Here is a 12,082-nt window from a genome sequence, read left to right as displayed (position 1 = left end):
TGGGTATGAACATATCGGCGGCTGCCCCAAACGGCCAAACTTCAGGCCGCGGAACACACCGCCGGATGTTCACTCCTATTTGATATTTTTCAAACTACAATGGAGACCATGCACTTAAGCCTATTCAAAATAAATACCGGAGTATGGCTCAGTGCCTGTTGGCGAAGGAGTGTACCCTTTCAGGTCTGCTCTGGCAGCCAGCAACGGAGTTGTGTGCACCAGCGGAACCCAAGGAGCGTCTTTCTTAATAATTTCCTGCGCCTTTTCATAAAGTGCCGCACGCTTATCCTGATCCGTCTCCTGCTGCGCTTCAACCAAAACCTTGTGCAGCTCTTCATTTACATAGAAGCTGCGGTTGTTGCCCGGAATGGTATCCTTGTCGAGCAGCGTATAAATGAAGTTGTCAGGGTCCCCGTTATCACCCGTCCAGCCAAGCATGTAAATGTCGTCTTTCTCGCCGGCCTTGAGGTCATCAAGATAAGTTGCCCATTCAGGGGACTGGATGTTGACTTTCACGCCGATTTTTTCAAAATCCGCCTGGATGGCTTCAGCCACCTTCTTGCCGTCAGGCATGTAAGGACGGGAGACTGGCATCGCATAGAATGTCACCTCTTCAGGCAGGCCGTTCGGATATCCGGCTTCGGCCAGCAGCTGCTTGGCTTTTTCCAGATCATACTCATAATCCTGAATGCTGTCGTTGTAACCCCACAGCGTCGGCGGCATCGGGTTCTTCGCCGGGATTGCGCTGCCTCCGAAGAAGGCATCCACGAGCGCCTGTTTATTTACAGCATGGTTCAGCGCTTGTCTTACGAGCGGGTTATCAAACGGTTTTTTCTTAACGTTGAAGCCGATGTACGAGACATTAAAGGAAGGACGCTCGATCTTCTGCAGATTCGGGTTGCTCTCCAGCACCGCCAGATCATCCGCGTTCAGATCCTCCATAATATCGATTTCCCCGTTCTGCAGCGCGTTAAAGCGGGCAGTATTATCAGGGATGGAGCGAATGATGACTTTATCCAGCTTAGGCAATCCCTCTTGCCAGTAGTCCGGGTTCTTCTCCAGCGTTATGGAGTCATTGCGCTTCCATTCGACGAACTTGAATGGTCCAGTTCCTACCGGTTCACTTTTGAAGTTCTCTTTCTTCTCTTCAATGGCCTTAGGGCTGCCAATACTGAAGGAAGTCATGGCGATATTTTGCAGGAACGGCGCTTGCGGCGCATTCAGCGTAAACTGTACGGTCAGGTCGTCAACTGCTTTAACTTCCTTGATTACTCTATTATCGGGAGAACCAAACATGGAATCGTAATAATCGAAGGAGTCCCCTTCAAACTTGTACGGGCTGTTCGGATCGGACCAGCGGTTGAAGTTGAATACAACAGCGTCGGCATTGAAGTCCGTTCCGTCATGGAATTTCACTCCAGCTTTTAATTTAAAAGTATAGACGAGGCCATCTGCGGAAACTTCATAGCTTTCAGCCAGTGAAGGTTTGACCGTTGTTGAACCTTCTTCATAAACAAGCAACGTATCGAATATCTGCTTTGCGACTTTCGAAGATTCGCCGTCTGTAGTGATCGACGGATCCAATGCCACCGAATCCCCGCCGCGTCCGAAGATCAGCGTATTATTTTTCGACCCATCCCCTTGATCCGCCGGCGGATTGGCAGCCGGATCAGCACTTTCCCCCGCTCCTCCTCCGCAGCCGGCCAGAGCTATCACTGCCACCAGCATCATAACAAACATGCTGTACCATCTTTTTTTGCCCATTCTGAAACCCCTCTCGATTTGTATGTTTATGTTATAAATGTGTTGTTACCAGATTGAATAAAAACTAACTTTTTTGGTAATATAATACAGAAATTCTCTAGCAAAAAGTATAAATCCAGTGTTAAAACAAAAACAGAGTTTAATAATTTCATTGGGCAAAATTGATAAAATTCGCATGGAAGAAAAACACAGGAAGTTATTGAGTGTTATAATTAATAACATTATCTCGTCATGTGGTATGTACTTAGAGGTTATTTATGGATACTTTACAACAGGAAGGCGTTTTTAACAAGCGTTTTTTAGAAGATTGCGATATTTAATTTTTCTATGTGTGAACTATTATTACAAGTAATTATATGGAAAATGTAATCACTATATTAATTTCTAATTAAATAACGGTCAATAAAAATCACGCTTTACACGAGTGCAGAGCTATTCAAGAACCGATTCACAGGGATTTTTATTCAAAACTAAAAAAGAGCACAGACCCCATAGGCCCGTGCTCCTACCGCTGGCAAACTATTATTTTTTATCAAACAGACCCATCCGGTGCATCACCACAAGCAAGCGGTACACATCATAGCTGGTGGCGCTGTTTACATCAATAAGCGGCTGCTGCGGGTTATAGGCCGCCGCGGCCGTTACCGCTTCTTTCGCCCAATCGGGAACGGGCATGCTGTGCAGGGACTGCAGTGCCGCTACCTGCTGCTGCAGTGCCTGAAAGGCTGCTTTTTCTTCATTCGTCATCGGTTCTTCATCTCCTCCGCCTTTGGTAAATTCCTCACGCAGCTCTGCTTCCGTACCGCTGTACACATTTAAATCCACAGGGCCCGAAATACCGTCTACCCGCCCATTATCCGAATACTGCCAGAAGGCCCACTGCTTCCAGGCTGGTGTATCATAAGGGGCACTGGTACTGTATCGCGCAACCCACAGCTTGTACGAGCTGAGTGAAGCGTCAAAATTAGCGGCAAATGAATTGCCTGAATAAATGATCGGCCGACGGCCCGTTATTTTTTCAAGCTCGGTTAGAAAAGCATTGGCAACACTATTGATCGCCGATTTGCTGAGACCGGCGGGATTATTTTCATAATCCATCACCGGTGGAAGGTCCAGTGCGGCTGCACCGCCAACACGACTCAGCACCTCCGCAAAGTGGCGCGCTTCCAGCCTGGCAGCACCTGCGCTCGCCGCGTCCACAAAATGATACGCGCCGATCAGCACCCCGGCCTCCTTCGCCCCTTTTACATTGGCCTCAAACGTGGGGTCAACATACCTTTGCCCCTGGCTTGCTTTGACGAAAGCAAAAGCTTTGCCATCCGCGCGCACCTTCTTCCAGTTGATGCTGCCCTGGTATCGTGAAACATCAATACCTTCGGCATTCGTAGAACCGCGATTCTGCATGTGACATTCCCCCTTTGTTCATCCGCAGAATCTGGATTGTTGGATATTCTGAAAATCTGGCAAGGATGATTATTGATTTAAGATTATTGATTTACTCTATATTGTATGCTTGTCTTCTTTTCTTGTACGGGCCTCTATCCTTGCGTTCGGACAGAGGCGAATAAAATAGGCCGTTCGGTTTTTACGAAGGCCTTGTTTCTTTGGGACGGGTATTTTGATGCTGGATGTCATTTGCTGCTCGGATAGCGACATGGTGTTTTGCTTCCGGCGCCGTCTCCGGGTCTATGGTCAGTGGGTGTAAAAGCTCTTCTGTACTACTCTGATCGGATACGTCAGCTTCTTCGGATCTCTGCAGCGGATCTTTTGTTACTGTAGCACCGTCCTGTACCGTTTTAGCACCATTCTGCTCACTCTTACCTTTGTCACCTTTATTTACAGCGGATCTCGATTGAAAAATGGCCACCGCATTGCGTAAAATATCTGGCATCGGAACGCCCATTCTTCCCACATTTTCAATAATGGACAGCAGCTCGTTCGCCAGATAAAAGAAAACGACCGCATCCCGGAAATAGTGCTCGTCTCCAAGGATACCGTCGATCAAATGAGCAATCGTTATAAGCAAAAATACAGTAACCTTCCGAAAAACGCCATAATATCCGGACCGGCTCTTGAGCTCGCCATTGATCCAGGCCGCCGCCCAACCGGTGAAAAAATCGATAATCACCATCCACCACAGCAATGTCAGCATCGTCGTCCAGCCGCCGAAAAGATATCCAACCACACCTTCGGTGGACAGAGCCACAGGCATAAAAGCTGTATATTCAATCATAGCTTCTCCCTCCTTCTTGCGCCCGGATTGTTTCGCATATAACTCACACCGTCAACTAGCAAACCTTATTCGAGATATACTCTCCCTCAAAAATGCACCTCCTTATAAGTCGCGCATGCATGCACATACTAATCTTTATTCTACCAAGCTTTGAATTGGGCTTATATCGACTTGAACTGATAGCCTGGATTAGGATAATATCCGGCATGTTAACCTTTCGTATACTTAAAAAAGTAAAACGGACCAGCATATTGCTGGTCTCAGGATGAACTATATCATGCGGTTTCAAATCGAACGAACTAAAAAAAATCGACCAGCGTTCTTTGGTATCAAGTTTTTATAGTTCCTCAAAGGAAATAGAGTATAAGTGACTTCACTTACACAAAGAAATTCTTATTCAGTCAATAGATAATTTCTCCAAATTGGAGTAACTTCTCTTTTTATTCTGAAAAGCCTCGTGGTTAAGGGGTGGCAAGTTATACAAAGATGTTAATTTAAAGAATTTGACTAGAAGATTGAAACATCTTGCACTTTTAATGTGTTATTCCTGCTCGCATAATCGTCATATGCAATGATAATATAATAAACTCCATCCGGTACACCTACTCTCTGCACTCTGTTTGACTCGTTTTCAAACATTCTCGCTCCGTTTCCAGGTGAGATATTAAAATCCTTAGTGCTGACAAATCCTACTGTTCTAGTACCACCGTTATAGCTGTCTCCAAAATCTACAATCATTGTAGAGTAAGGAGTTAGGTTGACTGGATTGGATGTAATCATATATGCTCTGTTTTCCCCGCCAGCTTTCACATTGAAATAGGTACTCGTAGCTGCACTATCCCAGTAACCATTACCTTGAACAACGTATCTTTCCCACCCTACACCTAGGACATTTCCAGCCCTGTTGGAGTAAACAGCACTTATACCTCCTTGAACGATTCCGGATATTTTATTAGCAATTGTTTGCCATGAATCTGCTGTGGACGCTCCTGCCCCCTTGGAGTTGGCGGCGCCCACAATTAAGTTCTTAGCGTCAACTCCAGATTGCTTTGCGTCTTGTAAACCTGTGTACAGGCCATAAATACTGATGCCTAGCCCTCTTGTCTGTACGACCACATCCCCATCAGGATATTCGTTCGCAATGTGCATGTTATTTGAGTTTGGATCTCCGAACCCGATATAGCTTTTCCTTCCTACTGCAGTTCCTTTCGGGAATAATTCCATATACACGTGAGTGGAACCGATCAGGTCAAGGCTATTAGCCCCTTCCCCCGTTATACTCACCGAACTCGCCCTAACACCACGGGCATTAAAGTCCGTCAGGGCGTCTCCATTTTCATTTAAAACAGACACTCCTCCACGAATGTGGTCACCTGCAATCTGCTTAGCAACGCCTGCTCCTTCTGAATGTAAAGCTATTCGAGGCATGTTACTTGATGCAGATGAACCGGGGTTTCTTATCTCGACATGTGCACTCTGCCAACCGTTACTTGTTGTTGCTGCTTTTTCAATGGTCCCACCCGTTGAATCGATATCCCTAATGAACGGCTGCCAAAAACTATTCGAATCTCGTTTGACACGCATCGCCCTTCTTTGATAGACCTTATCTGTCGAAGATGCTCCCGTATATATTTCTTGAACAGTCTGAAAGCCCCACGCACCTGATCTGTAGGTTATGACCATGCAATATTGTGAGCCTTGATCACCAAAGGCGGCAGTTAGCCAACCGGGACCGATGCTGCCTGCTGCAGCAGCAATGAAGACACTCTCGCCTTCCGGGTATAGGTCGATAGGACTATTAGAAGCCGCAAAGTTATCGATAAGCTTCAGCCTATCTTGTTTGCTATTCGCCAAATCATACGCAGCCTTCACTGCTTTAGGTGTTGCTGCTAATGCCTCAGACGTACTGTTGGTAGCATTGCTTAACTGTACAATTCCTTTTTGCACTGTACTTCCATCCGGAATTTCGGGATCCAGGTTAGCGATTTCGTCTTTAAGACTTCCTACAGCTTCGTCTATCTTATCCCAGTTATCATTCAACATTGTTTTGATATTAAAAGTTTCATTACCGTCTGTTAACGGGTCTTTTTTAAGCAAATTTAAATTCTCCGTATTACTTGCCATTTCAAACACCTCCTGCAAACTTGGATAACAAGATTTGTTCCATTTCAGTCAAAGTCATCACTTCATGAATATCACGAATAAGCAGATATCTAAACGCGTATCCAATGGCCAAATGAGCAGGTTTAATCTCCTCCAAAGCTGCCTTCAAATCATTAAGGTTCGGAGGAATACCTATCGTGTCAATAAAATGAATGGTAAAGGTGTAGTCGGCAGGCTGAACGCTGACATCTACCTGACCGCCGTCGTACGCTTCAGCCATCTCTTTAATTAACTGGGCGGAAACTTTGCCGCTGCCGCGCATCTTGGAGATGATGACAGAACGACGCTGCTCAAAGGGCTTGTTCGGAATCGTATTGATTTGCAAGTCCTTTTCGTAACGTTCCAGCCCCCAGGTTGCCGATTCCGGGTAATACTGATCCAAGAGCTCACTGATTTGCTTTTCCAGCAACTCCAGCTCGGCACCCTCACTATCGGTTAATTGGCCCATTTCCACAAAATCGTTATAGTAAGTTGGCAGGTATCCTTTTAATGTCAATGCTTTACTCATACCTTGTTCACCGTCACTGTGCCAAGGACAGCTACCTCATCCTCGTTGATCTGTATATTTTTCCCTTCAAGGTCACCGACCTTTAAATTCTCATAATCGATAACTCTTGGAATATCCAGAATTACGTTAGCGATGCGGGTATAACGAACCAATGTATCATTGAACGCCAAGCTCTTCAGGTAATCACTGACACCCGTTTCAATTGCCTCCTTCACCGATTCTGTGCTGGCTCCTTCCGCCAAAGTCACATTAACGGAAACGTCTATAGCAATTTCGGTTGCCCCCTCTACAGTTACAACCGGGCCAATAGGCGCAACTCCTTCACCTTTACCATCTCGAGTAGGGTCAATATATTGCTGAACCTCCTGAATCACAGCATCCGCTGGTCTTCTCATGTTGTTATCCAACAAAGCAACTCTTACCGTCCCTGGTCCCTGCCAGAGCGGGAAAGCTCTAGCTTTTCCTACACCGGAAATTTCTCTAGCCCAGAGCTCATATTGATAGCGATTAGCGCTTGTAATTGGCTTGGTAATTTTGTCCTGATATCTCTCATATAAGCCTTCATCGTTTTCAATCTCTTCGCCTGGCAGAATCAATTCTGTCAGTTCTGCACGAACCAGGCCAGGGATATAATCTAAAGGTAGAAGCTGGCCGAAAAAAGAATTACCGATACTTCCCGCTCTTTCGCATTCAAGAATAAAATTCCCTTTTTGGATTTTCTCAACGACCTTATAATTGAGATCACTTAGCGAATAGCGGCTGCCAGTCGGAACATCGAGTGGTTGATTGGCCTTATCCCAAAAGAATCCTGATAATCTTGCCTTTGTAGCCTGTTTCCGTTGAATTCCTGACCAGGCGATGCTGCGGTCCAAATAATCTCCTGAAGCCGTATCGGGGAATCTCAGATTAGCGTTTATATCCAATTCGGTATACATTTGAGCCAATTCTACAGCAGCAGGAGCCATAGCATCATAAATAATGCTCCCTTCCCTCTTGTCGATCGTGTCCGGTATTCGATCGAGCATACGCTGCAATATTTGTTCAAACGTCTGTGACTCATACATTTGCAGATACCTCCTTGCTCATTGAAAAGTCGCCAAAGCTTGAAACTACGGTAAAGCGGGCAATTGCATCATTCCCCTGCCAAGATAGCCGGAAATTAACTACATCTTCTACACGGTCATCCTGCATTAAAGCCTCGGTTATCACACGATTCAGTTCTGATTGCACCCACAACCTGTCTTTCCCTAGAATATTTGTCCATTCTGTACCATAATCAAAACTGTAGATAAGATGCTCGTATCTTTCCGTTAATAGGATTTTTAACACAGCCTGCTTCACTGCTTCCAATTCATCAATTCGCCCGGCAATTCTATTCGTATTCCAATCAAGACGGTAGGTTAGGCTTGGTCCTTCCTGCAAGCTTACTTCAAACTCCTCCTCATTGGCATCTGCCGTCAACTGTCCACCCTGAGGAATCATGATTCATCCACCACCCGATCAAGAATAACGTATCTTTCTCCACCCTGGACACGTAAAAGCAGGACCTTATCCCCGCTTTCCCACTCCTGATTCACAACGGATTCTGGAAGGATCAGAAGCTCGCGAGGGAGAGTAAATCTTTGGTCTATATTGATTTCTAATGGATTAATCCCTACCACGCTTCCAAATAAAACATGAACAGGGTTGGCGCTTGATACGGCTCCCAGACTTGCTTTTTTGATAATATCCAGCATTTATTACACCACCTTGAGTGTGAGAGACATCGTATGCTCCCCGCCTGCGAATTTGTGCGTACACTCCTCAACCCCAAACAGCTTCTGCTCAGGAAAATCCTCCAAGATAATAGCAGCAACATCCCCGGCTCTTACATTCAGATCACCGATCGAGTCAATGGAAAAGGTTGTTTTTTCCCGGTTATGCAAGGTCAGCAGCTTGGCGGCTCCTTCCTTGATTTGCGCTTCATTCCAGTTATCGTCTGCCTTTTGAAACAACTGCAATTGCCCCCATTTGGCGATATTGGCGCTGTCCTGTACGATATAGACCTGCCTGCGGCCCGTATCTTTATCGTCTTTGTACAGCTTGATCCGGTTATAAGTTTCATCATCAATGCTTTTCTTTATGGAATAACCGGTCAGATCCTGTTTAGGTCCGAGTACTACCTTAGGGGTAAAGTTCATTGCTTTAAGTGTCAGCTTGCCGAAGTCGTCATAAAAGGTTAGATATTGCGTCTTGTAAGCCAATGTATAATTAATGGCTTTCAAGATTATATCCAAAAGTTTCTTGTTATCTTCCACCATAGATGGAATCACATATTCTCCTTTATCAAGGCTACCTACGACAAGCCCATTATCATTAGCTACTTTGCGAATGACCTCATCTGCCGTGACATTTGTAAAAACATAGGTTCCCTGACCCATCAAGTACCTTATTTGATCATAGGCTTTAATCTTGACTTGCCTGTCATTTCCCGTATCTACCGTAAAAACATAGCCATAAAATAAATTATGGTTATCTTTAGTTATACGAACGATATCACCGTTATTGACGGTGAATGCTTTGTTCCGCCGTGCTGCATCATTGATCAGAGTAATATCTGCTGTAGACGGATTACCTGTGCGGGTAGTTTTCCAGGAAACTTCGGAAGTCATGGTAGAGATATCCCAGACTTGACCATTACGATTGTCAAGAACAATATTCACTTGATCCCACCTCCCTCTCAGTTGGATGGAAGCTTCAGAACTTTACCTACTGGCAGTTTTTTCAATTCACTGTCTGCAATATTGTTCATTTTCTGGATCTCTTTGTATCTGCTTCCGTCTCCCAAAGTTTTTTTAGCAACGCTCCAAAGGCTGTCACCAGATTTCAACGTATAAGATTTAGGAGTATTTTTATCCGATGCCCGCTTCTGAGTAACCGTTGTTTTGGCTTCTGTGCTGGAGGTAGATATCGATACCTTGCGCGGCTCGTAAAATACATACTCTTTAAGCGAAATCGAGTAGTCTACATCTTGAGAACCGGCAGTAATGCTCCAGTCAAAGCTTTCAATACTTGCGGCCATGTTAATGGCAAATGTCCCAGTACCCGTAAGTCCTGCGTCAAGCAGATCATCTTCTGCACTATTAGTTGCAGCAGGCGAAGTAATGCCCGAAAAAACAAAACGGATGGGGTTCCTGGACTCCATCCATTTCTTGATCATGTTAATATAGTAAAGTGGTTCTCGAAGTTCACCAACGACAAAGGGATAGCTTTGCGCAGGAAAAAAACTGCTAAAACTAATCTCACGCAATTTGGAAAACTGAATCGTATTGATATCCCCAAAATCTACTATGGAGTAGCTTTTCCCGTTCACTCCGGATTTTAACTCCAATGACTCGGGATTAACCGGCAGACGGATAACTTCGCTTTGATTGTTATAGGTTAGAAAGAACCCGTACTCTTCCATTACGTATACACCCCTTCAGCAGTGGACACAAACTCTTCCTGCAGCATGGTACTGATTCCAGTAATGATTGAGTTTAGGTCCGCACCACTGTTTATATCTCCCGTTGTTACCTGTACAGTTGGCGTAAGGCTTACAAAATTTTGAATAGCATTCATTTCAGCCAGTTCGCGCATCATTTTTAGATCTTCACTTGAAACATCAACCTGGTTCTCCACTTTGCCGACACTCCCCACATGTCCAACGTTAGGAATCGTATTCGCTCCCAAAGGGGATGTCGTAGGAAGATTAGTGGCACTTATTGCTTTCTCGGCTTTGACGGTTTTACCATTCATACCGTCCGTGGAAAAGCCTTTCATATAGTCAAGACTTTTATTAAACCCATTACTAGCAAGATTAAACCCTCTCATTCCAGCTTCAGTAGGATTCCGATAACTCATCCGATCGATTCCAATAGTGCCTTTATCACTGGTCGGCTTTTCCTGGGAGTTTATTATATCTTGAATTTTGTCGCTGACAGCGTGAACATTATTTTCATCTAGTAATTTAATAGACTCAAAGTTTGTGCCAAAAATTTTGTTAATAGCAGGCAACGCTTTATTGATAGCCTCAAGAACAACGTTAATGCCTTTATTGACACTAACCATAAACACTCCAAGGAAATCTTCAATTCCTCGGAATACGGTATATATACTAGCTAAGAAATCCTGAACAAAATCATACAGCAATTTCTTAACAGCATAGACAGGGTCGATAAAGAGATTTACCAAAAACTCTGCCAAGCTAGCAAAAGTGTTCCATACTTTTGCCACCAAATTCATAATGACAGCGCCCAAGGCAAAAAATGCGCCACCGATGACCCCTATAATTGTTGCCCCTGATACGCCCAGCTTTTGCAAAATCATAATAACGAGTGCAATAGCAGCCACCATTAGTAGAATAGGCCAGTTGGCAGCCAACCAGGCTGCAGCCATTGCGTATAACTGAATTATAACTGCGACAAGATATACCCCAGCAATGGCAGCAAGAATCGGGGCAAGCAAATCCCAGTGCTGCTGAACAAAAGAATTCAAATTGAGCAGCCCTGTCACAACCCACCCGATTGCCTCGGCTATAAACAAAAAGGTTCCGCCTAATGCACCAAGCAATGTATCAAATTGCCCTGTATCCAAAGCGGTAATCAACATGTCCATGACTGGTCTAAGGGACTGCATAGCTCCTTCCCCTGCCTTAGCCAAAGAACTATTGATTTTATTCCCAATGTCTTCCCATTTTTGTTTATCGGCTTCAGTTGCCGCGCCGCTAATCATTTTCTCTCCAAGGGATTGGATTTGCGAAAATATTCCTCCAATATCTACACTCTTGAGGGAGTCAACAGCGCTGCTTAGAAAGCTTTTTTTTGCTTCCGCAGCCGCGTCAGCAGTGCCGGTTTCACTGTTTACTGCTTCAGAAGGTACACTCTCGGAGCTATTATTTGAATTCAGTGCTTGAAGACCTGCTCCAAGACCTGCACTAGCTATGGTATTAGGTAACCCCGGAATAAAATCCTCCATAGAGTCAATCACCCTGGAAAACCTGCTGGCTTGCTTGGTCCCCTGCTCCATGTTTTCATTTAACTCTTCTTGAGATTTTGCTGCATCCTGAGTGGCCTGATTTAGTTGCTCTTCGGCCAGTTTTGCAGCTTGTGCAGCCCTTGTTGCTTCAGCATGTCCCTTAATGAAACCATCCATAAATGACACTGTTTTTTGCTGATATAAAAAATCATAGAATCTTTGCATATTCCGATACAGTTTTTCTATTTGCTCATTTGCGGAATTCCACTCTTCTCCGCCAGTATAAGGAACCACAGACATTTCATCCGCCATGCCCCCACCTCCTTCTCACTCATTTTTTTCTGGCTCTCTTCTTGGCTTGCTCGCGCTTCTCATTTTCGATTCGGACTGCAATCATGGCATAAATGGCGGCTCGTTCA

10 protein-coding genes and 1 pseudogene are annotated in these 12,082 nt (G+C 44.8%); all 11 read right to left on the bottom strand.

Annotation, left to right across the window (positions count from 1 at the left end; genetic code table 11):
- Nucleotides 1–120 precede the first annotated feature (120 nt).
- Nucleotides 121–1,764, bottom strand: coding sequence for an ABC transporter substrate-binding protein (locus ACE5KN_RS05215; RefSeq protein ID WP_375523265.1), 1,644 nt, complete (start codon nt 1,762–1,764; stop codon nt 121–123).
- Nucleotides 1,765–2,286: 522 nt separating this feature from the next.
- Nucleotides 2,287–3,168, bottom strand: coding sequence for a glycoside hydrolase family 25 protein (locus ACE5KN_RS05210; RefSeq protein ID WP_375523266.1), 882 nt, complete (start codon nt 3,166–3,168; stop codon nt 2,287–2,289).
- 391 nt (nt 3,169–3,559) lie between these two features.
- Nucleotides 3,560–3,997: pseudogene (locus tag ACE5KN_RS05205) on the bottom strand (phage holin family protein); the annotation flags it as partial.
- 507 nt (nt 3,998–4,504) lie between these two features.
- Entirely contained in the window at nt 4,505–6,121 is a 1,617-nt protein-coding gene (locus ACE5KN_RS05200; RefSeq protein ID WP_375523267.1) for a phage tail protein, read from the bottom strand.
- Nucleotide 6,122: 1 nt separating this feature from the next.
- A complete protein-coding gene (locus ACE5KN_RS05195; RefSeq protein WP_375523268.1) occupies nt 6,123–6,668 on the bottom strand; it encodes a putative phage tail protein in 546 nt (181 codons plus the stop codon).
- On the bottom strand, nt 6,665–7,732 hold the full coding sequence (locus ACE5KN_RS05190) for a baseplate J/gp47 family protein (RefSeq protein ID WP_375523269.1): 1,068 nt from the start codon (nt 7,730–7,732) through the stop codon (nt 6,665–6,667). The genes ACE5KN_RS05195 and ACE5KN_RS05190 overlap by 4 nt, the downstream gene beginning before the upstream one ends.
- Nucleotides 7,725–8,150, bottom strand: a complete 426-nt coding sequence (locus ACE5KN_RS05185; protein WP_375523270.1) for a DUF2634 domain-containing protein — start codon at nt 8,148–8,150, stop codon at nt 7,725–7,727. Before ACE5KN_RS05185 ends, ACE5KN_RS05190 begins: the two co-directional genes overlap by 8 nt.
- On the bottom strand, nt 8,147–8,404 hold the full coding sequence (locus tag ACE5KN_RS05180) for a DUF2577 domain-containing protein (RefSeq protein ID WP_375523271.1): 258 nt from the start codon (nt 8,402–8,404) through the stop codon (nt 8,147–8,149). Before ACE5KN_RS05180 ends, ACE5KN_RS05185 begins: the two co-directional genes overlap by 4 nt.
- A gap of 3 nt (nt 8,405–8,407) precedes the next feature.
- Nucleotides 8,408–9,370: an XkdQ/YqbQ family protein gene (locus tag ACE5KN_RS05175; RefSeq protein ID WP_375523272.1), complete on the bottom strand. Its 963-nt coding sequence runs from the start codon at nt 9,368–9,370 to the stop codon at nt 8,408–8,410.
- 17 nt (nt 9,371–9,387) lie between these two features.
- Nucleotides 9,388–10,113 carry a LysM peptidoglycan-binding domain-containing protein gene (locus ACE5KN_RS05170; protein WP_375523273.1) on the bottom strand — a complete coding sequence of 242 codons (726 nt, stop codon included), beginning with the start codon at nt 10,111–10,113 and terminating at the stop codon, nt 9,388–9,390.
- Nucleotides 10,113–11,975, bottom strand: coding sequence for a phage tail family protein (locus ACE5KN_RS05165; protein WP_375523274.1), 1,863 nt, complete (start codon nt 11,973–11,975; stop codon nt 10,113–10,115). The genes ACE5KN_RS05170 and ACE5KN_RS05165 overlap by 1 nt, the downstream gene beginning before the upstream one ends.
- Nucleotides 11,976–12,082: the final 107 nt, after the last annotated feature.

This window comes from Paenibacillus terreus (assembly GCF_042138595.1).
Lineage (GTDB): Bacteria > Bacillota > Bacilli > Paenibacillales > Paenibacillaceae > Paenibacillus > Paenibacillus terreus.
The sequence above is the reverse complement of the archived record's forward strand: the minus strand, read 5'-3'. Positions and strand labels throughout refer to the sequence as shown.